At 52.4% G+C, this 24,977-nt stretch carries 23 protein-coding genes; 3 read left to right on the top strand and 20 right to left on the bottom strand.

Annotated features, from left to right (window positions below):
• Positions 1–312: 312 nt before the first annotated feature.
• Complete coding sequence (locus WMW72_RS28045) at positions 313–1,788, top strand: VanW family protein (RefSeq protein WP_341418895.1); 1,476 nt, start codon at positions 313–315, stop codon at positions 1,786–1,788.
• A 246-nt stretch (positions 1,789–2,034) separates the two neighbouring features.
• Here WMW72_RS28045 and argH read toward each other — a convergent pair whose 3' ends face one another.
• The 5 genes from argH to argB form a co-directional block, all read right to left on the bottom strand.
• Positions 2,035–3,450: an argininosuccinate lyase gene (gene argH / locus WMW72_RS28040; protein WP_341418894.1), complete on the bottom strand. Its 1,416-nt coding sequence runs from the start codon at positions 3,448–3,450 to the stop codon at positions 2,035–2,037.
• A 125-nt stretch (positions 3,451–3,575) separates the two neighbouring features.
• A complete protein-coding gene (locus tag WMW72_RS28035) occupies positions 3,576–4,814 on the bottom strand; it encodes an argininosuccinate synthase (RefSeq protein ID WP_341418893.1) in 1,239 nt (412 codons plus the stop codon).
• 63 nt (positions 4,815–4,877) lie between these two features.
• Positions 4,878–5,834: an ornithine carbamoyltransferase gene (argF, locus tag WMW72_RS28030; RefSeq protein ID WP_341418927.1), complete on the bottom strand. Its 957-nt coding sequence runs from the start codon at positions 5,832–5,834 to the stop codon at positions 4,878–4,880.
• A 147-nt stretch (positions 5,835–5,981) separates the two neighbouring features.
• Positions 5,982–7,175: an aspartate aminotransferase family protein gene (locus WMW72_RS28025; protein WP_341418892.1), complete on the bottom strand. Its 1,194-nt coding sequence runs from the start codon at positions 7,173–7,175 to the stop codon at positions 5,982–5,984.
• Positions 7,176–7,229: 54 nt separating this feature from the next.
• On the bottom strand, positions 7,230–8,012 hold the full coding sequence (argB, locus tag WMW72_RS28020) for an acetylglutamate kinase (protein WP_341418891.1): 783 nt from the start codon (positions 8,010–8,012) through the stop codon (positions 7,230–7,232).
• A gap of 48 nt (positions 8,013–8,060) precedes the next feature.
• On the opposite strand from argB, the gene WMW72_RS28015 reads away from it, so the two are divergent.
• Together WMW72_RS28015 and WMW72_RS28010 are read left to right on the top strand one after the other, a co-directional pair.
• Positions 8,061–8,273 (top strand): hypothetical protein, encoded by a 213-nt coding sequence (locus tag WMW72_RS28015; RefSeq protein ID WP_341418890.1) that lies wholly within the window; start codon positions 8,061–8,063, stop codon positions 8,271–8,273.
• Positions 8,270–8,539, top strand: coding sequence for a hypothetical protein (locus WMW72_RS28010; RefSeq protein WP_341418889.1), 270 nt, complete (start codon positions 8,270–8,272; stop codon positions 8,537–8,539). The genes WMW72_RS28015 and WMW72_RS28010 overlap by 4 nt, the downstream gene beginning before the upstream one ends.
• On the opposite strand, the gene argJ is transcribed toward WMW72_RS28010, so the two are convergent.
• From argJ to WMW72_RS27935, 15 genes are all read right to left on the bottom strand, one after another.
• A complete protein-coding gene (gene argJ, locus WMW72_RS28005) occupies positions 8,527–9,753 on the bottom strand; it encodes a bifunctional glutamate N-acetyltransferase/amino-acid acetyltransferase ArgJ (RefSeq protein ID WP_341418888.1) in 1,227 nt (408 codons plus the stop codon). The two genes, WMW72_RS28010 and argJ, sit on opposite strands and share 13 nt — an antisense overlap.
• Before the next feature lie 24 nt (positions 9,754–9,777).
• A complete protein-coding gene (argC, locus tag WMW72_RS28000; protein WP_341418887.1) occupies positions 9,778–10,827 on the bottom strand; it encodes an N-acetyl-gamma-glutamyl-phosphate reductase in 1,050 nt (349 codons plus the stop codon).
• A 181-nt stretch (positions 10,828–11,008) separates the two neighbouring features.
• Positions 11,009–11,833, bottom strand: coding sequence for a YitT family protein (locus WMW72_RS27995; RefSeq protein WP_341418926.1), 825 nt, complete (start codon positions 11,831–11,833; stop codon positions 11,009–11,011).
• A gap of 585 nt (positions 11,834–12,418) precedes the next feature.
• Positions 12,419–13,538 (bottom strand): peptide chain release factor 2 gene (gene prfB / locus WMW72_RS27990; RefSeq protein ID WP_341418886.1). Its coding sequence is split into 2 segments (ribosomal slippage): positions 12,419–13,465 and positions 13,467–13,538, totalling 1,119 coding nucleotides; the frame shifts between segments, so codons are not numbered across the junction.
• A gap of 127 nt (positions 13,539–13,665) precedes the next feature.
• Positions 13,666–16,173, bottom strand: a complete 2,508-nt coding sequence (gene secA / locus WMW72_RS27985) for a preprotein translocase subunit SecA (RefSeq protein WP_341418885.1) — start codon at positions 16,171–16,173, stop codon at positions 13,666–13,668.
• A 336-nt stretch (positions 16,174–16,509) separates the two neighbouring features.
• Positions 16,510–17,061, bottom strand: coding sequence for a ribosome hibernation-promoting factor, HPF/YfiA family (hpf, locus tag WMW72_RS27980; protein ID WP_341418884.1), 552 nt, complete (start codon positions 17,059–17,061; stop codon positions 16,510–16,512).
• Between the two features lie 217 nt (positions 17,062–17,278).
• Positions 17,279–17,476 carry a cold shock domain-containing protein gene (locus tag WMW72_RS27975; protein WP_010496818.1) on the bottom strand — a complete coding sequence of 66 codons (198 nt, stop codon included), beginning with the start codon at positions 17,474–17,476 and terminating at the stop codon, positions 17,279–17,281.
• A gap of 359 nt (positions 17,477–17,835) precedes the next feature.
• Positions 17,836–18,171: a flagellar protein FliT gene (gene fliT, locus WMW72_RS27970; protein ID WP_341418883.1), complete on the bottom strand. Its 336-nt coding sequence runs from the start codon at positions 18,169–18,171 to the stop codon at positions 17,836–17,838.
• A complete protein-coding gene (fliS, locus tag WMW72_RS27965) occupies positions 18,164–18,553 on the bottom strand; it encodes a flagellar export chaperone FliS (protein ID WP_341418882.1) in 390 nt (129 codons plus the stop codon). The genes fliT and fliS overlap by 8 nt, the downstream gene beginning before the upstream one ends.
• 33 nt (positions 18,554–18,586) lie before the next feature.
• Positions 18,587–20,092 carry a flagellar filament capping protein FliD gene (gene fliD, locus WMW72_RS27960; protein WP_341418881.1) on the bottom strand — a complete coding sequence of 502 codons (1,506 nt, stop codon included), beginning with the start codon at positions 20,090–20,092 and terminating at the stop codon, positions 18,587–18,589.
• 37 nt (positions 20,093–20,129) lie between these two features.
• Positions 20,130–20,543 carry a flagellar protein FlaG gene (locus WMW72_RS27955; RefSeq protein ID WP_341418880.1) on the bottom strand — a complete coding sequence of 138 codons (414 nt, stop codon included), beginning with the start codon at positions 20,541–20,543 and terminating at the stop codon, positions 20,130–20,132.
• Between the two features lie 119 nt (positions 20,544–20,662).
• Positions 20,663–22,285 carry a flagellinolysin gene (locus WMW72_RS27950; RefSeq protein ID WP_341418879.1) on the bottom strand — a complete coding sequence of 541 codons (1,623 nt, stop codon included), beginning with the start codon at positions 22,283–22,285 and terminating at the stop codon, positions 20,663–20,665.
• 41 nt (positions 22,286–22,326) lie between these two features.
• On the bottom strand, positions 22,327–23,430 hold the full coding sequence (locus WMW72_RS27945; protein WP_423227611.1) for a DegT/DnrJ/EryC1/StrS family aminotransferase: 1,104 nt from the start codon (positions 23,428–23,430) through the stop codon (positions 22,327–22,329).
• A gap of 16 nt (positions 23,431–23,446) precedes the next feature.
• Positions 23,447–24,025, bottom strand: a complete 579-nt coding sequence (locus tag WMW72_RS27940; RefSeq protein ID WP_341418877.1) for an acyltransferase — start codon at positions 24,023–24,025, stop codon at positions 23,447–23,449.
• Complete coding sequence (locus tag WMW72_RS27935; RefSeq protein ID WP_341418876.1) at positions 24,018–24,971, bottom strand: Gfo/Idh/MocA family protein; 954 nt, start codon at positions 24,969–24,971, stop codon at positions 24,018–24,020. The genes WMW72_RS27940 and WMW72_RS27935 overlap by 8 nt, the downstream gene beginning before the upstream one ends.
• Between the last annotated feature and the right edge of the window lie 6 nt (positions 24,972–24,977).

The following is a 24,977-nucleotide window of genomic DNA, read 5'->3' as shown; positions in this document are numbered from 1 at the left end:
GTCGGCTTTTCGTTCCGAAGAGCGTTTTAACACTCATCTTGGCAGAAACAAACCCTTGGGCGGCTGTTTTGTCGAGTAGGCGGTCATCTTGGATATCTGTTTTAGTTGGACTTGTCACCCGCTATCGGCAGGGGACTCTCCCTTCGGCTCTAGTAGGCAGGCCGTGCTTGGATCAGTTCAGCGGACCAGGCCCAGCTACCAGCGTTTCCCTTGAAAAGGTGCCGATTCGGAAAGTTTCCAGGGACACACGCATACACTTCGGTAAGAGCAGGTTCTGTACGAGCCTTCCTAGCAAAGGAGATTCGATCCACCATGCCACCCTTACCCAGATTCATCGGGCCGCTGCTGATAACGGCTCTGTCGATAGCTGTAGCCGGGTGTTCGGCTGCAGCCCTGTACGGCTCCTCCCAGCGCCTGCCGGCCCGTCTGCATATCGGAACATGGGAGGTCGGAGGGCTGACGCTCCAGGAGTTCGAACAGCAGCTGGCGGAGAGGCGGACGGCATTCCTCGCCACCAAGGCTGTGCTGCGTCTGGACAACGGAAGCGCTGCTGCAGGCTCGACCGCAGAGCGGCCGCTGGGCGAGCTCGGCGTAGAACTGCACACGGATGCCCTAATGGAGGCGACGCTCCCGTTGCGGCAGGGCTCCCTCTTCCAGCGGGCACGGGCGCGCTGGAGCCTGCGAGGCCAGGTGTGGAACGCGCAGCCTGGGATCGCGGCAGACAAGCTGGCAGCATCGCTGAGGCTAGCGTATCCTCAGATCTACCGCAATCCGCCGAAAAATGCTGCACGGATCATCGGTCCGGATGATTCGATCGGCTATGCGGCTGAGCAGCCCACCGTGCAGCCGGATGAGGCTGCGTTGGCAGAACGGCTGATTGCCTCGCTGCCTGCTTGGGAGCAGCCACAGCCCGCCACGCCGGAGCTGGTGGTGCCCCTGCGCCCATGGAAGCCGGAGGTCACAGTGGAGACACTGCGGGCGCAAGGGATCGTCCGCAAGCTCGGGGAGTTTCAGACCGTCTATCCCCCCGCGCCTCCCGGAGCGGCAGATAGCGGAGCAGGCCGGCTGCATAATGTACAGTCCACAGCCGCTTCGCTGCAGGATGTACTGCTGGCTCCCGGAACGGTATTCGATTATGCTCCCTACATCGAGCAGACGGAAAAAAACGCAGGCTACCGCGAAGCCCCCGTCATTGTCAACGGCAAGCTGGTACCAGGCGTCGGCGGCGGGATCTGCCAAGTATCCTCCACCTTATACAACGCAGTGCTGAGAGCCGGTCTGGAGGTTGTCGAACGGCGTAATCATTCGCTGCCGGTCAGCTATGTAGCGCTCGGTCAGGACGCCACATTCGCCAGCGGATTCATTAACTTCAAATTCCGCAACAATACAGCCCACCATCTGCTGATCCGCACGATCACCGACAGCCGGGGACTGACCGTCAAACTATTCGGCCAAACACCGCCAGATGTGACCTATGATGTCATATCGAGCACCGTGGAGAAGCTCGAGCCTCCAACCAAATACGTGCATAATCCGACCTTGCCCCGGGGCAAGCAGGTATCCATCTCCCGCGGCAAGCCTGGATATATCGTGGAAACCTACCGGATTAAGAAGCAGAACGGCCTCGAGATCAGCAGAGAACGGGTATCCCGCGATACGTATTCGGCGCAGCCCAACGTGGTTGCGACCAACTCCAGCAATGGAGCCGGGTTAGACCGCAGCTCTCCGGCCCCAGAAGGCGGTACTCCTCTGGTCGAGGACGGCGTGAAGGGGCCGACGTTCAGATAAGTAAGAGGAGAGCTAGCACGAGCAGGAAAGAACTTAGAGGGGTGATTTCATAGGGGATCAGCGGCGTTGCTGATTGGTTTCTCTCCTGCTCATGAACTTATGGAGGTTCTGGCGAAAAGACAAATAAACCCCTCTACAGGCTCATGTGTTCCGCTTCGTAATCGCGGACCAGGCATGAGCTGCAAGGGGCTTATTTATTGCGCTCAAGCATCGGGGGCTTGAGCTCATACCTTGCGGTAAGAGAGCTTATCTGCTCTTCGTGTAAAACTCGTCGAACCAAGCAGCCGATCCGGCCAATGCTGCTTCCGCACGTTCTACAGCTGCGCTGACCTGTGCTGTCGCCGTGCCGCCGTATACATTACGCGCATTGACAACCGTCTCCGGCTGGAGCACCTGGTAGATGTCATCGCCGAACAGCTCGGAGAATTGATGGTACTCCTCCAGCTTCAGGTCGAGCAGGTATTTGTTCTGCTGGATGCAGTACAGTACCGTCTTCCCGATTACCTCATGCGCCTGGCGGAAAGGCATGCCTTTGTTGACCAAATAGTCGGCGATGTCCGTCGCATTGGAGAAGTCTTGGTTGACCGCTTGTCTCATCCGGTCCTTGTTAACCTTCATCGTTGCGATCATCGGCGCATACAACTGTAAGGCGCCCTGAAGCGTACGAACCGTGTCGAACATACCTTCCTTGTCTTCCTGCATGTCCTTATTGTAGGCCAGCGGAAGCGACTTCAGCACGGTGAGCAGCCCGAACAGGTTGCCGTACACCCGGCCCGTCTTGCCGCGCACGAGCTCGGCCACATCCGGGTTCTTCTTCTGCGGCATGATGCTGCTGCCCGTACAGAACGCATCGTCCAGCTCCACGAAGCGGAACTCCGTGCTCGACCACATGACGAATTCCTCGCTCAGGCGCGATAGATGCATCATGATCATCGAAGCGTTCGACAGGAACTCCAGGATGAAGTCGCGGTCGCTTACCGCATCCAGGGAATTCTCGTACACGCGGTCAAATCCAAGCTGCTCCGCCACAAAGTGACGGTCGATCGGGAATGTCGTTCCTGCCAGCGCGCCAGCGCCGAGCGGCAGTAGGTTGACCCGTTTATAGCTATCCTGCAAACGCTCTGCGTCACGCTGGAACATCGAGACATAAGCAAGCAGATGATGAGCGAACAGGATCGGCTGCGCCCGCTGCAGATGCGTATAGCCCGGCACGATCGTATCCAGGTTCTGCTTCGCCTGCTCGATCAGCGCTTCCTGAACCTTGTTCAAGAGGCCTACGAACTCCACGACGCGCTTGCGCAGCCACAGGTGCATATCAGTTGCTACCTGATCGTTGCGGCTCCGTCCGGTATGCAGCTTGCCGCCGACCGGGCCTACTTCGTCGATCAGTGCCTTCTCGACGTTCATGTGGATGTCCTCGTCGCTGACCGAGAACTCCAGCTCGCCGCGGCGGATCATGCCCTGAACCTTCAGCAAGCCGTCCTTGATCGTCTCCACGTCGGCTGCCGGCAGGATGCCGCACTTGCCCAGCATGGATACATGCGCGATGCTGCCCTGTACATCCTCTTCAGCCAGTTCCTTGTCAAACAGAATCGATGCCGTATATTCCTCGACCAATTGGTCCGTTTTCTTCGTAAAGCGTCCGCCCCAAAGCTTAGACACGATGCATGGCCCCTTTCTTCCTCTGACACAGGCACAGGGCTTCCCTTGGCGGAAAACCCTGCGCCGACCTTATTCGATTCCTGTTGCCCTCTGCCGGACTTGCCAACTGCGGGCAGCAGACCGTATTAATTGCCTTTGTTCTTGTTCACGCCGGCCGCTACGCGCAGACGAAGGGCATTCAGGCGGATAAAGCCTGTCGCATCGCCTTGGTCGTAAGCTTTGGTCGGATCGGCTTCCATCGTCGCGATATGCGGGTTGTACAGGCTGACCGGGCTTTGCACGCCGGCACCGATGACATTGCCTTTGTACAGCTTGAGGCGAACCGTACCGCTGACGTTTTTCTGGCTCTCGGTCACGAGGGCCTGGATCGCCAGACGCTCCGGTGCATACCAGAAGCCGTTGTACACGAGCTGTGCGTATTTCGGAATCAGAGAATCGCGCAAGTGCATCACTTCGCGGTCCATCGTGATCGACTCGATCTTGCGGTGAGCGGTGAACAGGATCGTACCGCCCGGCGTCTCATAGACACCGCGGCTCTTCATGCCGACGAAGCGGTTCTCGACCATGTCGACACGGCCGATGCCGTGCTTGCCGCCGAGCTCATTGAGCTTCTCCATGATGTGCAGCGGAATCATGCGCTCGCCGTTGATGGCAACGCAGTTGCCTTGCTCAAACTCAAGCTCGATGTATTCCGCTTCGTTAGGAGCGTCCTCAGGATCTACGCTCAGCAGGAACATTTCTTTGTTTTCCTTGGCGCTCGGATCGAACCAAGGGTCCTCCAGCACACCGCTCTCATAGCTGATGTGCAGCAGGTTGCGGTCCATCGAGTACGGCTTAGCCGCAGAAGCCGTGACGTTGATGCCGTGCTTCTCGGCGAACGCGATCATTTCTGCGCGTCCCGGGAATTCTTCACGGAACGTCTCCAGACGCCAAGGCGCGATGACATCCACATCCGGTGTCAGAGCCGCAGCCGTCAGCTCGAAGCGAACCTGGTCATTACCTTTGCCGGTTGCGCCGTGCGCAATAGCCGTTGCTCCCTCTGCAAGGGCGATCTCGACCATCCGCTTAGCGATCAGCGGACGCGCGATGCTCGTGCCGAGCAGGTACTGGCCTTCATACAGCGCACCAGCCTGGAACATCGGGAAGATGAAGTCGCGCGCGAATTCCTCGCGCAGGTCATCGATATATACTTTGGAAGCGCCGGTGTTCAGCGCTTTCTCTTCGAGGCCATCCAGCTCATCCTTCTGACCGATATCCGCTGTGAAAGCGATGATCTCCGCATCATAGGTTTCCTTTAACCATTTCAAGATAATGGACGTGTCCAAGCCGCCCGAATAAGCCAATACGATTTTTTGCTTTGCCATGTCGTTCCCGCTCTCCTTCTGTGGTATAACGTCGTCTGCGCGCGTGCGCTCGGGTGCAAAAGCCTACATGATCGCGGCCATAACGGCCTTCTGGGCATGCAGACGGTTCTCCGCCTGATCGAAAATAACGGAATTTCCTCCGTCGATCACGCCTTCGCTCACTTCTTCCCCGCGATGCGCCGGCAGGCAGTGCATGAACAAATAGTCGGATTTTGCGTATTTCACGAGCTCCTCGTTCACCTGGAATTGCTTGAACGCGATCTCCCGCTCCTTCTGCTCCGCCTCGAAGCCCATGCTCGCCCACACATCGGTGTACACGACGTCGGCATCCGCGATTGCTTCCTTCGGATCGTTCGTGAACAACACGGATGCACCTGTCTTCGCAGCCGCATCCCGCGATTGCTGAAGCACTTCATTGTCCGGCTCATAGCCCTGCGGCGTCGCTACCGCGAAGTTGATTCCCAGCTTGGAAGCCCCCATCAGCAGAGAATGCACCATATTGTTGCCGTCCCCGATGTACGCAACCTTCAATCCTTCCAGACGCCCCTTCTTCTCCAGCACCGTCTGGTAGTCAGCCAGCGCCTGGCAAGGGTGAGACAGGTCGGTCAGCCCGTTGATGACCGGGACTGTCGCGTTGCGCGCCAGCTCGATCACCGTACGGTGTGCGTACGTACGAATCATAATCCCATCCAGGTAACGAGACATCGTCTGCGCCGTATCGGCAATCGTCTCTCCCCGTCCGATCTGCAGATCATTCTTGCTCAGGAACAGCGCGTGGCCGCCCAATTGGTACATCCCCACTTCGAAGGATACGCGCGTACGCGTCGAGGACTTTTCAAAAATCATTCCCAGTGTCTTGCCCTTCAGCGGCTGGTAAATCTCGCCCGCCTTCTGCTTCTTCTTCAAGTCGATCGCAAGATCAATCAGGTACCGGATCTCCTCCGATGTATAATCGACAAGACCGATAAAATCCCGGCCTTTCAGTTGCAACGCCAAATCCTGTTCTGCCGTTTCAGCCAATTCATGCAGCTCCCTTCCATGATGCTTGTATTTGGTTGTTCTCTTGATCGTATCGCTATCGAAGAGCAAGCGCCGTACGGGGCTCACAAGCTGCTGCTTGCTTGCAGTGCAAAGGAGCCCCTCTACGCTGCTTAGCTCATACGCTTGTTATACCGCCGCTGCTGCCGCTGCCTTAGCCAGTGTCTCGCAGATGACGTCCAGGCCACGGTCAACATCTTCCTTGCTGATCAGCAAGCTTGGCGCGAGCCGGATCACATTAGGTCCAGCCGGCACGACGAGCACGCCCTGCTCGTGGATGGACTTGATGATGTCCGCTCCAGGCACGGTCAGCCCGAGACCGATCAGCAGGCCGAGCCCGCGGATTTGACCGACGAGCGGATTGCTAGCCAGTCTCGTCTTGAGCTCGCTCATGATGTAGTCGCCCATCGCCGCCGCTTTGCCTGAAGCATCCTCCGCCAGAATCGTCTCCATCGTCGCAATGCCCGTTGCTGTAGCCAGATAGTTGCCACCGTAAGTCGTGCCGTGCGAGCCTGCCGACAGTGCGTTACGCAGCTTCTCCTTACCCAGCATGGCGCCAATCGGGAAGCCGTTGCCCAGGCCCTTGGCCAGCGTGATCACGTCCGGCTCGATGCCGTAGTGTTCATAAGCGAACAGCTTGCCGGTACGTCCGATCCCCGTCTGGATCTCGTCGAGAATGAGCAGTAAGCCATGACGCTCGCAGAGCTCAGCGACTGCCTTGACGAAGTCAGGATCCGCCGGATTTACGCCGCCCTCACCTTGGACGAGCTCCAGCATAATCGCGCATGTACGCGGGGAAATCAGCTTTTCGACCGCTTCCGCATCATTATAAGGCGCATAGACGAAGCCTGGAGGCAGTGGGGCGAAGCCATCCTGTACTTTCTGCTGACCAGTCGCCGTCAGTGTCGCCAGTGTCCGTCCGTGAAACGACATGTCGAAGGTGATGATCTCATTACGCTCCGGCTGCTCCAAAACTTTGGAGAAATACCGGCGGGCGATTTTGATCGCCGCTTCATTGGCTTCCGCACCGCTGTTGCAGAAGAAGACGGCATCCGCGCAGCTATTGGCTACGAGAATCTGAGCCAACTTCTCCTGTCCGGGATTATGAAACAGATTGCTCGTGTGCCAAAGCGTGTCTACCTGCTCCTTCAGACGCTCCGTCACCTGCTTGGGGGCATGCCCCAGACCCGTAACGGCCAAGCCGCACATCAAGTCCAGGTACTCCTTGCCGTTCTCATCCCACAATCGGCTGCCTTCCCCCTTCACAAACGTAAAAGGATATCTAGCGTAGTTCGGAAACAATGCGCTTTGAGTCTCTCCCATGTCGTTCACTCCTTTATCAAGTTTTTGTATGATCAACCGCTTATCGCGGATGAATTAAGCCTTCACTATCCGCGTGCCGATGCCGCCTTCCTTAAGTGCCTTGCTCAGCACCTGCGGCTCGGAGCCGTTGACGATCACGACTTCCTTTACCACGCCTTGGATGCACTGGACGGCTGCCTTTACTTTGGGAATCATCCCGCCGTAAATTTCCCCGCTGGCGATCATCTCGTCAATCTCCTGCACCGTTACCGAAGGGAGCACGCGCTTCTCGCCGTCCACCGTCTTCAGAATGCCGGGAACGTCCGTGACGACGATCATCCGCTCAACGCCGAGATGCGAAGCTACCGCTCCTGCCGCTGTGTCCGCATTGATGTTATACCGCTGTCTGCCGTCGGCACCGATACCTACAGGCGCAATGACCGGGATATAACCCAAGGCCACGACTCCATGGATCAGCTCGGCGTTGACATGCGTCACATCACCGACCAATCCGACCTCATGGGCGTTCGCCACTGGCTGTACTTGGATGAGGTTGCCGTCCACACCGGCCAAGCCTACGGCCCTGGCTCCGGAGAATTGGATCTTGCGGACAATCTCCTTGTTAATCTTCCCAGCCAGCACCATCTCGACAACATCCAGTACGTCTTCGTTGGTTTTACGCAGGCCGTTCACGAATTCGGTCTCGATCCCCAGCTTGCTCAGCGTGTCGGAGATGGCCGGACCTCCGCCGTGGACGATCACGGGAATCTCTCCCGCTTCCTGCAATTGCTTCAAATCTTCGAAAAAAGCATCGGGCAGCGCTGCCAGCGTGCTGCCGCCGCATTTCATGACGAACATGTGGATCGGATCCCCCCTCTTTCCCCCCTTGTCACAAGGGGGGAGGACTTGGGCGCTTCGCCCCAAGACCCCGAAACGGAGCGTGCCTGCTGCGGGGCCGTCGTTGAAGCCGCTATGGCTGTGGGACCGCTTTTCCCGCCCGTACCGGGCGTCCGCTTGCAGACGGCGTTCTTCCGCTACGTGGGCCTGGGGCTTATGAGCGCCGTTGGTGCGTTGGTGGAGCCGCTGCGTGGAAGGTGCCGCCACATGACTGCGTCATGAAGCTTTTCTTCGAGCAGAGCGGAACACCGCTGCGAGCCGGACAGGCCGATGGCTATCTGTCCGGCTCGCAGGCTATGTGGGGCTTGTCATGGGGCTCCTATGTCGCCCGCGACAAGCTTAGTTTAGTTTGTTATAGGGCCGCGATGCCAGCCAAGGGTTTCTCGCTTTCCCTTACTTCGTGCAGATGGGGCTTGTCGTTGGGCTCCTGCGTTGCCCGTGACAAGCTGGGTGAGGGCTCAACAAAACCCCTTCATTACGTACGGTAAGCGGCGTTGATGCGGACGTAGTCGTACGTCAGGTCGCAGCCCCAGGCGGTTGCGGTGGCGTCGCCCATGTGCAGATCAACGAAGATTTGGACGAGTTCGCCCTTCAGGTATTCGGCGGCGCGCTCTTCGTCGAAGCGGACAGGACGGGATTGGACCAATACCGGGATGTCGCCGAGGCTGATGTCTACGGTTTCGGTCTGTACCGGGTGTCCGGCACGGCCGACGGCGGCGATGATACGACCCCAGTTGGCGTCGGCGCCAAAGCAGGCGGATTTCACCAGGCTCGAGCCGATGACCGTCTTCGCGATGGCGCGTGCGGCATCGCGTGAGTCGGCATGCGCCACGGTTACTTCGATCAGCTTGGTCGCGCCTTCGCCGTCGCGGGCGATGGCTTTGGCGAGCACTTCGCCGACATAGTTGAAGCCGGCGGCGAAAGCTGCCCAGTCCGGGTGATCCGGCGTGAGGGCATCATTTTCGGCCAGGCCGCTGGCCATCACGACGACCATGTCGTTCGTGCTGGTGTCGCCGTCAACGGTAATCATGTTGAAGGTCGAATCGGTGATGTCGTTCAGCAGCTTCTGGAGATGAACGCTCTCGATGTTGGCGTCCGTCGTCATGAACCCGAGCATCGTCGCCATGTTCGGATGAATCATGCCTGAGCCCTTGGCTGCGCCGGCGATATGCACGGTTTGACCGCCTACGGTGACGCGTACGCAGATTTCTTTTTTCACCAGGTCCGTCGTCAGGATCGCCTGGCAGAAATCATCGCCACCGTCCACCTTGACTTGGGCATGCAGCCTCTCGATACCCCCGAGCACTTTGCCCATCGGCAGCAGCTCGCCGATCACGCCCGTGGACGTTACGCCGACCAGATGCTCGGCAACGCCAAAGGCCTTGGCTCCTGCAGCCCGCATCGCGCGCGCATCGTCTTCTCCTTGCTGGCCCGTGCAGGCATTCGCATTGCCGCTGTTGACCAGCATCGCCTGCAGCTTGCCGCCTTGCGCGATGCTCTCCTGCGTCACGCGCAGCGGAGCAGCTTGAAATTGATTGAGCGTGTAGACGCCAGCTGCATTCGCCGGCACCTCGCAATAGATCGCGCCCAGATCGTGGCGCTCCGTTTTTTTCAAGCCGCAGTGCAAGCCGCCTGCCCGAAAGCCCTTCGGTGTTGTCACCGAACCGCCCGCTACCACCGTAAACGATTGTTGATTCGACATGTTGATTGTTCCCCCGTCCTCGCCTTATGGATAAACCGGGGTGAACGCAAGTCCTGTCGACTCATCCCAGCCCATCATGATATTCAAATTCTGTACAGCCTGCCCGGCCGCACCCTTAACCATGTTGTCGATCACAGATACAATCGTCAGACGTCCCGTGCGAGCGTCCAGCGACAACCCGATATCGCAATAGTTCGAGCCGGTCACTTCTTTCGTCCCTGGGTATTTGCCCAACTTACGAACGCGAACGAACGCTCTTCCTTCATAATAGCTGCTGAACAGGTCATGAATCTCCTGCTCGCTGCGTGTTTGATTCAAGTTTACATATATAGTAGACATGATGCCGCGTGTCATCGGCACCAGGTGTGTCGTGAACGTAACGGTCACTTCTTCATCCGCCAGACGGCTGATCGCCTGCTCAATCTCAGGTGTGTGCTGATGACGGTTTACCTTGTAGGCCAGGAGGTTCTCATTGATCTCCGCATAGTGCACCGTCTGGCTGAGACCTCGTCCTGCGCCGGATACACCGGATTTGGCGTCGATAATAATCGATTTGAGATCGATCCATCGCTTGGCCGCAAGCGGTGCGAGACCCAGAATGGAAGCTGTCGGGTAGCAGCCCGGATTGGAGATAAATTGAGCGCCCGGCACTTCATCGCCGAACAATTCGCACAGCCCGTATACCGCCTTCTCCAGATAAGCAGGATCAGCCGGCTTGTGCTTATACCATTGCTCATACGCCGCCGTGTCCTTCAGCCGGAAATCACCGGACAGGTCGATAACCTTCAGACCGGCATCCAGCAGCTTGGGCGACAAGTCGATACTGACGCCATGCGGGGTTGCCAGAAACACAACATCGGCTTTCGCCGCAATTTGCTCAATGTCGATGCCGTCCAGGTTTTCGGTCAAAATTTGATTCAAATGCGGATATCCATCCGCTATAGGTACACCAGCCGTAGACGACGAAATCACCGAGGTGATTTCTACGTTCGGATGCGTCAGCAGCAGCCGAATCAGCTCCACGCCGCCGTATCCGGTCGATCCTACGATGGCAGCTCTTAATTTCATAGACATGGCTCCGTCCCCCCACATGAAAACTATGTATTATTATACATTCCTAGGTATAATAATTCAATCAATAATTTCCCCGAACTTTACATGAACCCGCTCTCACCTAGGCTTGCCTTGTCCATCGTAACTCAGGGGCCGTTATCAAGCAAGACTATCCTGAGGACGTTCATGACTATGCCTTTTTTCAGGAAGGCCCGGACAGCTTGAAGCCTTCTCCGAGCACCTCATTCGTATCGCTTAAGATAACAAATGCCCCCGGATCAACCGAACGGACGATCTCCTTAAGACGTGTCACCTCGGTCTGTCCGACCACCACCATCAGGACCGTACGGTCTTCCCCTGTGTACCCGCCGGTTGCCTGTAGCTTGGTCAAGCCCCGGTCCAGCTCGAATAGGATAGCCTCACGAATCTCCTCTACCGAGTCGGAGATGATGAAAGCTACCTTGGAGTAGCTAAGACCGATCTGAACGACATTAATCGTTTTACTCGTCACGAACAGTCCGATTAGCGCATACATCGCCTTCTCCGGAGAGATAAAGATCCCTGCAGTCAGAATTACCATGCCATCGAGCAGGGCCACACATAGACCGAAGCCGATGCCGGTATATTTGTGCAAAATTTGTGCCGCTACCGAAAACCCGCCTGTCGAACCCCGCCCCCGGTAAACAAGTCCGATCCCGATTCCCAGCAGAATGCCGCCATATATACTTGCCAGCAATATATTCGTAGTTAAGCTGGGCATGTCCCGGGTCAACAAGACGAGCAGGGGCAATAATACAGAGCCGACAGCCGTCTTGACTCCGAAGTGTCTGCCAATCAGGAAGGTCCCGGCGAAAAACAGCGGGATATTGAGCGCCCATTGGGTAAGGGCAGGCTCGAATCCGAACAAGGTGTCTATAATGATGCTAATCCCTGAAATTCCGCCAGAGGCCAGCTGATTCGGATAAAAAAACAAATTAAAACTAAGCGCAATCAGCAGCGAGCCGATCACCAGCAGGATATATTCCATCACGCGATGCCAGGTACTGTCGAGGCCGCCCTTGGCACGCCGGCGGTTGCGCTTCGTTCTGGCCGAATCCTCCTGCGGCGAATCTCCAGGGTGGCGGCCATTCCGTGACCTGGAACGGCCACTCTTCGGAGCCAAAGCATCCTCCTGCCCGTAATCATCCCCGGCTGCTAGGCGGTTGCTCTCCTGCCTGGTAAGACTTGTCCTGCTCAGCTGCGCAGATGAGGCTTCCTCCTGCCGATCCGATCGCTCCACCGTGTGTCTGCTCTCATCCCGCTCGTCCGACAGCCGTTCTGGCTGCTGTACCGGCCGCTCTCTCCGTCCCTCTTCATATGAGGAGCGAGAAGATGCCCTGCCTTTCCCCCACTCCGCTGCAGACGCCGGATCGCGTTCACGCTCACGCTTCTGCTTCTTTCCCTTGTTCCGTTCACTCCGACTTTCCAAGGCGTTCACCCCGTCTCCAAGCCAAAAACCTACACGGCAGCCTATCACATCCCGCCACCTTACCCGGAGGGGACAGGATGCCGATGGAGCGTAATTTGCCGTTCGTGTAGGTACTGGCCAGGTATCCAACTTCTATAGTATGGTCTATTCTTCCTTGGATGGCTTGTTAATCTGCTGACGCAGGTATGCATCGATAAACGGATCGAGATCGCCGTCCATGACCGCTCCTACATTGCCCGTCTCCTCCAGCGTCCGATGATCCTTCACCATGCTGTACGGATGGAATACATACGAACGAATCTGGCTGCCCCAGGCAATATCGGACACTTCGCCGCGGATCTCGGCCAGATGCTTCTGCTGCTCCTCAATCTTCCTCTCATACAACTTGGAACGCAGCATCTTCATCGCCTGTTCGCGGTTTTTGATCTGCGAGCGCTGTGTTTGACAGCTGACGACAACGCCGCTTGGCAAGTGCGTAATCCGCACGGCCGAATCCGTCGTATTGATATGCTGTCCACCCGCTCCAGACGACCGGTACGTATCAATCTTCAAGTCCTCCGTACGAATCTCGATCTCGACATCGTCATCAATTTCCGGCATCACGTCGCAGGAGACGAAGGAAGTATGGCGACGTCCCGAAGCGTCGAAGGGCGAGATCCGCACCAAGCGATGAACTCCCTTTTCCGCCTTCAAATAGCCATAAGCGTTGTGACCCTTGATCGAGAGCGTCACACTTTTCACTCCCGCTTCGTCCCCAGGCAGATAATCCAGCACCTCTACCTTGAAATCCCGCTTCTCAGCCCAGCGGCGGTACATGCGAAGCAGCATCTCAGCCCAGTCCTGTGACTCCGTGCCTCCAGCTCCGGGATGAAGCTCCAGTATCGCGTCCAGACGGTCATACGGCTGATTCAACAGCAATTGCAGCTCGAACGCTTCCAGCTTCCGGATCAGTACAGCGAGGCCGGATTCAATATCAGCAGCCATACCGTCATCCTGCTCCTCAGCCATCAGCTCAACCAGCACTTCCAGATCCTCAAACTCCGCTACAAGCTTCTGAAACTGGTCAACGCCGCCCTTCACTGCATTCATATCCGCAATCAGCTTCTGCGCCTTCTCATTGTCATCCCAGAAATCAGGTGCCGACATCTTCTCTTCAAAATCCGCGATCTGCTCAAGCTTGAGATCTAAGTCAAAGAGACCCCCTAAACTCGGCCAAACGCTTTGCCGTTTCTTGCAAGTCTCGCTTTACATCTGCTTCCAACATACCTAGCACCTCTTTAGTGGAGTAGTTTCTGTAGGGAATCCCCTGTCTATTCGTGGAAAAAGGAGACCGGAGCAGCGCCCCGATCCCCCTCTTGCTATCCGTTTCTTCTAAAATAAGGCTCCGGCCCTTATGCGCCGTGGCATTGCTTGTATTTCTTGCCGCTGCCGCAAGGACATAGATCGTTACGACCGATAATATCCTGCTTGTTCACGGCAGGCTTCTTCACGGCAGGCTCCGCGTTCGTGGCCATCTCATGCTCATCGACGACGGCTTCACGCACTAGATTCGTCTCCACATGCGCCTTCATGACATACGTGGAAACTTCCTCCTGAATGCTCTGAATCATCTCCTGGAACATCTCATAGCCTTCGAATTGGTATTCACGCAGCGGATCGGTACCGCCATAGGCGCGAAGATGGATCCCTTGACGCAATTGGTCCATCGCATCGATATGGTCCATCCACTTGCTGTCTACCGCACGCAGAACGACAACCTTCTCGAACTCGCGGAAGAACTCCTCCCCGATCTGCAGCTCACGCTCTTCGTACAGACGGGTGAGCAAATCCTTGATCAGCAGGGTAACCTCTTCCTTCTCCTTGCCCCATAGCTCATCTGCCGTCAACTGGCCTTCGTGCAGGAATGTACCATTAGCGTAATCGATAATCGCCTGCAGATCCCACTCCTCCGGCACCAAGTCAGCCGAACAATGAGCTTCGACAATACGGTCTACCACCGGCAAGATCATACCCAGCACGATGTCGCGGATGTTATCGGACTCGATGACCTCGCGGCGCTGCTTGTAAATAATCTCACGCTGCTGGTTCATCACGTCATCATATTGAAGGACGACTTTACGTACGTCGAAGTTATTGCCTTCTACACGCTTCTGAGCGGATTCAATCGCTCGGGAAATCAGCTTGCTCTCGATCGGCTGATCCTCCTCGAAGCCGAGGCGGTCCATCATGCCCATGATATTCTCAGCGCCGAACCGGCGCATCAATTCGTCCTCTAGGGACAAATAGAATTGGGACGAACCCGGGTCACCCTGACGGCCAGCACGACCGCGCAGCTGATTATCGATCCGGCGGCTTTCATGCCGCTCCGTACCTATAATATGCAGCCCGCCGCTTTCCGCGACTCCGTCGCCGAGCATAATATCCGTACCACGGCCTGCCATGTTGGTTGCGATCGTAACCGCACCGGCTTGGCCTGCGCGCGAGACGATCTCGGCCTCTTCCGCATGGTACTTGGCGTTAAGAACCTTGTGCGTGACGCCCTTCTTCTTCAGCATCTCGGACAAGCGCTCCGAGTTCTCGATGGACACCGTACCGACCAACACCGGCTGGTTCTTGGCGTGACGTTCTACGATCTCATTAACAACGGCACGGAACTTGCTTCCGACCGACTTGTATACCACGTCTGGAATATCCTTACGGACCATCGGACGGTTCGTCGGAACGACGATAACTTCCAGCCCGTAGATCTTCTTCAGCTCTTCCTCTTCCGTCTTGGCCGTACCGGTCATCCCGGACAGCTTGCGGTACATCCGGAAGTAGTTCTGCAGGGTAATAGTCGCAAGCGTCATCGACTCATTCTGAACCTGCAGCTTTTCCTTCGCCTCAATAGCCTGGTGGAGTCCTTCGCTGTAGCGGCGGCCGACCATCAGACGTCCGGTGAATTCGTCGACGATGACGATCTCACCTTCCTGCACGACATAGTCCACATCCAGACGCATGATGACATGAGCCTTCAGCGCTTGCTGGATATGGTGGTTCAACGTTACATTCTCATGGTCAAACAAGTTCTCCACGCCAAATGCTTTCTCCGCCTTCGCTACCCCTTCTTCCGACAAGGCTACGCTGCGAAGCTTCACGTCGATCGTGTAATCTTCTTCTTCCTTCAGCTTGCTCACAAAGTGATCGGCCATATAATACATGTCCGTAGACTTGGCAGCTTGTCCGGAGATAATAAGCGGCGTCCGTGCCTCATCGACCAGGATGGAGTCCACTTCGTCAATAACCGCAAAATAAAGCGGCTTCTGTACCATTTGTTCCTTATATACAACCATGTTATCACGCAGATAGTCGAACCCGAACTCGTTGTTCGTGCCGTACGTAATATCGCAGGCATAAGCCGCCTGCTTGTCCGGATGAGACAGGTTCGGAAGATTGACCCCGACGGTCATTCCCAAGAACTCGTAAATTCTTCCCATCTCGCCGCTGTCGCGTGATGCCAGATAATCATTGACGGTAACTACATGCACGCCCTTGCCTGTCAGTGCGTTCAGGTATACCGGAAGCGTACCGACGAGCGTTTTACCTTCCCCTGTCCGCATCTCTGCGATCCGGCCTTCATGGAGCGTCATTCCCCCGATGAGCTGTACATCGTAATGCCGCTTGCCCAGCACACGCTTGGAGGCTTCCCGTACGACGGCGAATGCCTCCGGCAGCAGATCGTCGAGATCCTCGCCGTTCTCCACCCGTCCGCGGAATTCCGCCGTCTTCCCTTTCAACTCTTCATCCGACAGCACCTCAATGCCCGGTTCCAAAGAATTGATATACTCAACGGCCTTCCACATCCGCTTCAGTTCACGCTCATTCTGATCGCCAAAAAGCTTCTTAACGAGTCCTAGCATGCTGCTAAACCCCTTCCTTTATCGAACGATAATCCCTAACTTAAATTGTAGCATTTTTGCGACATATCCCGCAACCAAAGGCTGGAATCAGAGACCATTTCTTTTAGTATTCCACCTCATGTTTATTTCATGAGGTTTAGGCGCTCCTGCTCGGTTACCCGACGCTTCCAATCGCCTTCCGCCAGGCATTTTTTATTATTCATACAGACGCACGTAGCTTGAAAAAGTTTCACAACTTGCGCGGCTAATTCCGCATTATGCTAAAAGAGCTTGCCTGGGACGCATACAGCGCCGCAGACAAGCTCTAAATTTCCAAATGTTTATTTGAGGGGAGGATTAACGGGCTGGCTCGATCAAGCCGTATTTCCCGTCGTCGCGCTTATACACGACATTCACTTGAGACGTATCGGAGTTGGCAAACACGAAGAAGTTATGGCCGACCATATTCATCTGCAGAATAGCCTCATCGATATCCATCGGCTTCAAGGTGAATTTCTTCGTACGCACAAGCTCAAACTCATCTTCGTCTTCATCATAAGCGTAAGCCACATTGGACTCTGTCCGGAACAAATCCTTCAAGCTGCCCTCCTGGCGCACCTTGCGGTTGGCCTTGGTCTTCGCCTTGCGGATCTGACGCTCCAGCTTGTCTACCACCAGGTCGACGGCTGCATAGAGATCGGAGTGCTTCTCTTCCGCACGCAGCATGAAGGCTGGAAGCGGAATGGTGACCTCAACGGTCTGTAGACCCTTCAGGACACTAAGCGTTACATGTACTTCAGATGTAGGGGGAGCTTCGATGTACCTTTCCAGCTTACTCAGCTTCTTCTCAACATGGTCTCTCAAAGCCTCGGTTACTTCGATGTTCTCGCCACGGATATTGAATTTCATGTACAACTCCTCCTTTCATACCTACAGTATACTATATTCCCCCTTCGCCTTCAAAAATCCTTCATAATCGACAAATTAAATTCACAAAATATTTGAACAATTTAAGGCCGAGCCGGAGCAAACAAAAAAACACCCCGGATCGCTCCAGGGCGTTATCGCTGCTACATTCACTCAAAACCATAACCATCTATACGGGCCGCCATAGACGGCGGGATGATTACAACTTGACGACGTTAGCTGCTTGAGGACCGCGCGCGCCCTCTACGATATCAAACTCAACGGATTGGCCTTCTTCCAATGTCTTGAAACCATCGGTTTGAATCGCGGAGAAGTGAACGAATACGTCGCCACCGTCTTCACGCTCGATGAAACCATAGCCTTTTTCTGCGTTGAACCATTTCACTTTACCTTGCATGCAATAACATTCCCTTCGTCGTCAAATAACTGTAAGCATTTGCCTACCTTTCGAATATATCACCCGCCGAAACCGCTGTCAATCCAACATCCACCGTGTTAGCTAAATATTTAGAAAATTCGAGTATTAACATGACGTTAATAACCTATTCACATCCGAAAAGCCTGTCCCGTCGCGGTTTTCCGACATTTTCCGCAAAGTTATCAACAGAGTTATGCACATTGTCCACAGGTGAGTGTGAATGATGAAAAAACAATTCGGATAAGCCTTATAGAAAGAATACTATAAAAAAAGAGCACCTCAGAAGTTGGAACTTCTGAACCACCCTATTAGCACAAACTCTGATAACTCTGATCATACTATTTCTTTCGATCAAAGTAGATACTGTCTGGGGAATACACCGATTCATAAGCTCCCCTTTGCATCTTGACTAAATTTATTTTTTTTAATCCATCCTGTGCTTCTTGCTGCAGTTGCCTCATCCTTTCGACTATAAAAGGGTCAGCTTGCAGTAAAGCTTCAATTCGATTCCCAAACAAGGCTTTATCCTCAGGCGTTCTAGGCATATCCATCATCTGGTTGATTAATTCATCTCTCTGTAAGACAAACTCCTCCAAATCCTCTGTCTCTGTTTCCGTTAATACCTCGAGGATATTTTCAGTCATGGATTCTAATTGTTCAATAATTTTATCCAAGCTTGACATGATTAGCGCCGGAGGACTTAGCAGCCTCTACCCACGTTTGTTTTAAGTCGATTAAATAACCTAACACTTCTTCTGCAGAATCCACTTTCTTTTGAATATTTGCTTCAATTAATCGGTAATTAAAGTACTCATACAACTTCAACAACGGTTCGGCAATTGAGGAGTTTTTATCTAAAGTAATAATGAATTCCGAGATTATATCTTGTGTTTTCGTTAAATTCAAATTGGCTTCTTCAAAGTTCTGCTGATTAATCGCAGCAATACCTTGCTTACAGAATCGAATGGCTCCATCACATAGCATAATCAACAGCTGCGCGGGGGTGGCGGTTTGCACCGAGTTCTCTAAATACTTATTGAGCTGAGTTTGTAGCACGCCTATTCCTCCATGATCAAACCTATATTTTCCTTACTTAAAGTACCCAGCCAAACTGTTGGATTGTGAGTTATATTTTTGCATGGCCTGTTCCATCGCACTGAATTGTTTATAGTAACGGGTTTCAAGATCAGCAAGCCGGTTATTTCCTGCCTTGATCCGACTTGTAAGATCCTTCATTTGTTTACCTAGTACTGTGTCATCCAAACTTATGGCGGACAACCCTGTCTTTTTCTTGACTTGATCCAGTGTTGATTTAAGATCTGCATACATGCGTTCGGCAAGTCCCATATCCGAACGGTCTTTTTTTCCGGTTCCATCGGCAGTGAAGAGATTCAAGACAGCTTCTGGGTCTTCCTCCAGGGCCTTTCTCAACTTATTTTCGTCATTCAAGGTCAGTTTACCGTTATCCAAGTAACCTATGCTTCCTATACCAATGTTTGCTAGAGTATTATACTTCGAGCCATTGTCCACTTTCCCGGACATGACCGACCGAAAACCGCTGATCACCGAAGTTAAGATAGAATCATTGGCAAGAAGGCCGCTTTTTGCCTTCTCTTCCCATTGCTCGATCTCCTTCTCCTTTAATGATTCTTTTTGCTCAGCGGTCAATGGAGGAAAATCCCGATATTTAGTCTCAGAAACCTTATCTTGAAGCGTTTTGAGAATCGAGTTATAGTCCGTGATAAAGGTTTTGATAGAATCTACAATAGCATTTACGTCACGCGAAACTCGAATGACAGAGCCTGTATAGTCACTAGCATTGTTTGATCCTGAGTTGCCTGGATTTGGACTCGGATTTTTTAATGTGATCTCAACACCATTAACCAGAAAGGTGTTGCTTTTTTGACTTGTCAATGTATCATTAATGAATACTTGGGCATCTTGCCCCGTTTTATAGTTAACTCCTGCTGTCGCTTGTAGTTTTAGGGCTTGAGCCAATTCCCCGTTCATATCCACTTCTATTTTGGTGTCAGCTCCGGTATCCTTGGAGGTAAGCACAAGCTGCTTGTTAGAAGTGTTAAAAAAAGCCGTAACATTGGTCTCCTTATTAATCTTAGTGATGACTTTATCCAGCGTATCCTTTTCGGGATCAAATGTAACCTTTTTTCCATTGATAGTAATCGAGTCGGAGATGGAGACATTTCCAAACTGTTCTTTCAAGCTTTTTTTTGTCAAATCAATAGTTACACTCGCTGAGCTCGTAAGGCTGGCTGAAGTGGCCAAGCTTTTAACTTTAACATTTAGGTTACCTTGGATGGCATTTCCCGTTGCTTTTACGCTAATGGCATCCTGATTTCCGGAAATATCTACTTTAGAAGCCGCAAGCGTTCCTTCGAGCTTAAAGTTAAACAATTTATTATTGCGGAAATCCGTAAGCTTGGTGTTCATATCCAAATAGGCCTGCCGTTGCCACTCAATGGTTTGCTTCTTCTGCCCCAGCTTATCCACCTTATTTTGTTGGCCCATAAGCATACCTTTGACTGCAGCATCAATGTCTATTCCTGAGTTCGACATTCCTGTAATCCGTTGAACCACGATTATGCACTCCTCTCAAATTTGCTGAGTTGACCACTCAACCTTTTTCGTCGACAATGATCCCTATCGTTTTCCAGATACTAGCTACAAAATCCAACGATTTTTCCGGTGGTACTTCCCGAATGACTTTTCCTGTATCACGTTCAACTACTTTAACCATCAATTGCTTGGTTTGTTTATGGACTGAAATATCCAAACTTGTGCTATGGCCTTGAACAGCTTTAACCGCTTTTTCAATCATCTTAATCAAATGCTGGTCACTGATATCTACTTTGCCGCCCTGCAGTTCCAGTTGTTTGATTTGATCCGTCGTTTGGACGGATTGGAGAATAGAGACTCCCACCATGTCTAACTCTAGTTGCACACTGTCTCTTGTTTTGCCCGTATTAAGATCGTTACCTTGCCGGTCTACTGACGTTATTGAGTTCGCTCCAATCGAAGGAAAGTCCATATCAATTCCCCCACCATGATATTCTTACCGTATATATCGGAAAGCTAATGCTGATCTTTTAGACCTATTTGAAGCACGAAAAGACTCTAGCTTGAGCCAGGGTCTTTTTGAATGAATAACTACCTAATAAGCTGAAGCACCCCTTGAGGCAGTTGATTAGCTTGAGCCAGCATGGCTTGAGCCGCTTGCGTCAGGATTGAGCTCTTGGATTGAGACATGAATTCACTCGCGATGTCTGCGTCACGAATACGCGATTCTGCCGCGCTAAGGTTCTCATGAGAGTTGAGCGTAACAGACATAGCCTTTTCAAGCCGATTCTGATAGGCGCCTAATCTGGCTCGCTCGCCAGAGACATAAGTGATGGCTCCATCGAAGATGGAAATATTATCATCGGTCTCACTCAGGATATTAACCATATCAATCCCTAGTGTTGAGCTGGTCACATCGGATAGCCCTACGTTGATAAACCGACCAACTCTTAATGGTAAGTTACCTTCGGAGCCTAAATCAGGCCATTTCTCCACAAACCCGGAGAGTGGATTGGCCAAATCCGTATTCACCGTATCAGGAACAGTAGAGGCATCATCTCCGCCCCCGATCGCCCCTGTATCCGAATCCGTTAGATCGATATTGGAATTAGCTAGGGTTGCATTGGCTTTGAAATCAGCTAAAAACTCGGCCTGTCCGCCGGAATAACCCAGCAGGTCGTTTAAGGCCTGATCTAATGACTTGCCTGCACCTCCGCCTACGACTTTAATCTCATTGAACAAAGATTCAATGCCAGGGGCCCCCAATTTAGCATGTAGAAACTTCACGGCTGCATAGGCAGCGGAGTAATCCGCACTTGTACTATTCCATGTATCGATTTCATTTTTTAAGATTGCGAAATCCGCACCGTTGTTAGAATCAACAGCTAGACGCTCATCAGCTCCTGCGATGAATTCAGCCGTTCCCTCAATAAACCAGGTAGGAAGATCCCTCATATTAGTCGTTCTGCCCATGACAGCATGCGTCATTTCATGAGCAATGATCCGATCATTAGATATCCAGGATCCCCCGCCGTTAGGCATGGAAATAGGGGAAAAATCACTCATATCCAAAACGAGTTTTTGATTGAAATATCTTCCGTCCGTACCCGTTATATTATAAGAACCTTGTACCCAGGCCACCCTTCCGTCTCCGGAATTTTGGATAAATTGAATGTCCAGTGGCGCACCGTCAGCTTCCAAATTGTAATAAGTTTTAATGAGATCCTCACTATTTTTCAACCAATACTTTTGGAGCGCTTCCACGGCCAGTCTTTGATCCTGATTCCCGTTGCTTGAAGCCACATTCAATAGATTGATGGTGTTATACTGAGTAGTCCCCGCAATCCGATCGACTTCTTTTACTATCTCGTTAATTTCACTTTGGATATACTTGCGATCTTCTACATTGAACGTATCATTTTTTCCTTGAACAGAGAGTTCACGCCCACGCTGCAGCAAGGCGTGTAATTCGTTCATTCCGCCCTCAGCCGTTTGAATCAAAGAGATGCCATCTTGGATGTTTCGTGCTTCCTGGTCAAATCCTCGAATTTGGGCGCGCATTTTCTCAGAGATAGCAAGACCTGCAGCATCATCTCCGGCCCGGTTAATTCTAAGACCCGAGGATAGCTTTTCAGTGGTCTTATTAACTTGAGTATGATTGGCTGATAGTTGATGGTTTGAATTCAGAGCCATTAGATTATGTCCAATACGCATATGTAAGTTCCCCCTTATACTGACGCTGCCATCAACTATCGTTACTTAAGAAAATAATCCTGAATCGCCTTAATGACTATTGATTGAATCTCGCTTGACATTAACGGCCACATGGGAAGACTCAACACTTCTTCTGCTGCTTGTTCGGACTCCGGGAACGTCCCCTCCATGTCATGGTAAACCGGCAATCGGTGAAGAGGAACCGGATAATAAACCATGGATCCGACACCCTGCTCAGCTAAGAACTGCTTCAATGAATCTCGATGCCCTCCCAGAACCCGGATCGTAAACTGATGATAGACATGCATGACGCCTTCTTGTTCGGTTGGCACGATGACCGCTTGAAGGTCAGAAAGTTCTCTCTGGTATCGCGCTGCAATTCTTCTTCTCATTTCGTTCCACTTATCAAGTTTGGGCAATTTTACTCGCAATATAGCCGCATGCATCTCATCGAGACGTGAGTTGTAACCGAACATTTCATTATGATACTTCTTCTCGGAACCATGCGCGCGTAGCATTCGAATTAAACGCGCCGTTGCTTCATCATTGGTAGTAAGTAAGCCGCCGTCCCCATAAGTTCCCAAATTCTTCGTTGGAAAAAAGGAAAAGCACCCTACATCGCCAATGCTTCCTAGCTTCTTCCCCTGGAACTCCCCGCCGAAGCCTTGCGCTACATCTTCAATTATCTTCAAACCATACCTTTTCGCGACCAGTTCGATCGCACTCATATCACTCGCATGACCGAAAAGATGAACCGGTATGATCGCCTTTGTTTGCGCGGTGATGGCCTTTTCGACTTGTTTCACATCGATATTGAAGGTGATAGGGTCAATATCTACGAACACCGGTTCAGCTCCAACTTGATGAATCGCTTCGGATGTAGCGAAGAATGTGAAAGGGGTCGTAATGACTTGATCTCCGTTCCCAACCCCAGCCGCTCGCAGTCCAATAACCAGTGCATCGGTTCCGGAATTGACACCGAATGCATATCGTACGCCCAAATACTCGGCGATTTCCTTCTCCAGCTCTTTGACCTGCGGTCCGAGTATAAACTGCCCGGAAAACAATACATCTTGAATGGAAGCCATCACTTCCTCGTTAATACTTGCGACTTCGGCAGAGGAATCAAAAATAGGAATCTTAATCATGATTGTTACTCCTTTATACGGGCTGCAGGCGGTCTACTTTAAGCTCATACTTACGGTGACAGTGGCCGCATTCCGCTCTAGCCTCTATCAAACTCAATCGTTCCCCGCATGCGCAGATCCATCCCATTCGCCTTGCCGGTACGCCAGCAACCAACGCATACGGATGCACATTTTGGGTTACGACCGAACCGGCTGCAACCATAGCACATTCCCCAATGGTCACTCCACATACGATCGTAGCATTTGCTCCTATTGAAGCTCCTTTTTTCACCAAAGTTACCTTATAATCATCGCTCGTGTTTCGCGGAAAAGCGGATCGCGGGGTTTTCACATTGGTAAATACCATACTTGGTCCACAAAATACATCATCCTCCAGGACAACACCTTCATAGACAGACACATTATTTTGGATTTTCACATTATTCCCTATGACGACTCCATTAGCGATAAATACATTTTGGCCGAGGTTACAGCGCTCCCCGATCCGGGCTCCAGGCATCACATGAGAGAAATGCCAAATCTTTGTTCCGGATCCAAGTTGAGCTCCATGATCCACATAGGAAGATTCATGAATAAATACTTCATCAGGCATAGGTTGTTCCTTCTTTCATAGAAGCACGTTCTAAAATTCTCACAACGGCAACTCCATTTCTGCCATCGGAAATTGGTGCCTGCCTGGTTTCCATACACTCTAGAAAATGCTCGCACTCAATACGCAAAGGCTGGGCATCGCCCTGAAAAATAACTTCGCTGCCTTCATCCCGGTTGGATAAATCTGAACGAATGCTCTTATGATGAAGGGTGACAGTCTGTGTGATCTCGTCATAGACCAGCATCCCCTCGGTTCCGATCACGGTAAGCTTCCTCACGACCTCGGGATACAGCCAAGAGTTATGTAAATGTGCGTTCACCCCGTTAGCGAACCTTAGATGTAAGAATACGTCGTCTTCAACAAGAGGCTGAACCACATGCTGTCCTACGCTAATCGTATCTGTGGGCTCTTCCCCAATCAAATAAAGGAATACAGCCAGATCATGAACCCCAAAGCTCCACAATACGTTCTCGACAGACCGAACTCTCCCCAGCTTCAGACGCTGTTGGTGCAGGGTAGTCACACGTCCAACTCTTCCGGCATCCATTATTTTTTTCATTTCTCTAATAGCAGGCTGGTATAACAATAGATGCCCAACCATGAGGACTCGCTGATGCGTTTCTGAAAGTTTAACTAAACCTTCGCCTTCCTGACTAGATAGAGTCATGGGTTTTTCTATGAAAACATCCTTGCCGGAAATCAAGCACGACTTGGCTATATCGTAATGTGTAGCGGCAGGAGTAGCAACGATTACGCCACGTATAGACGGATCTTCTAGAACGAACTGGATCGAATCATGCACAGGGGTGGTTGGGTACTGCAGTGACACTTCTTCCCTAAGCTGAGGACTTGCTTCCACGACCACACCAAGTACACCTAACTCAAAGAAGGTACGAACCAAATTCCTTCCCCACTGACCCGCCCCCACTACGGCTACCTTTCTCATTTCCAC

Origin of the sequence: Paenibacillus filicis (assembly GCF_038070315.1) — a bacterium.
GTDB classification, from domain to species: Bacteria; Bacillota; Bacilli; order Paenibacillales; family NBRC-103111; genus Paenibacillus_G; species Paenibacillus_G filicis.
This window is presented reverse-complemented; position numbering and strand designations above follow the sequence as displayed.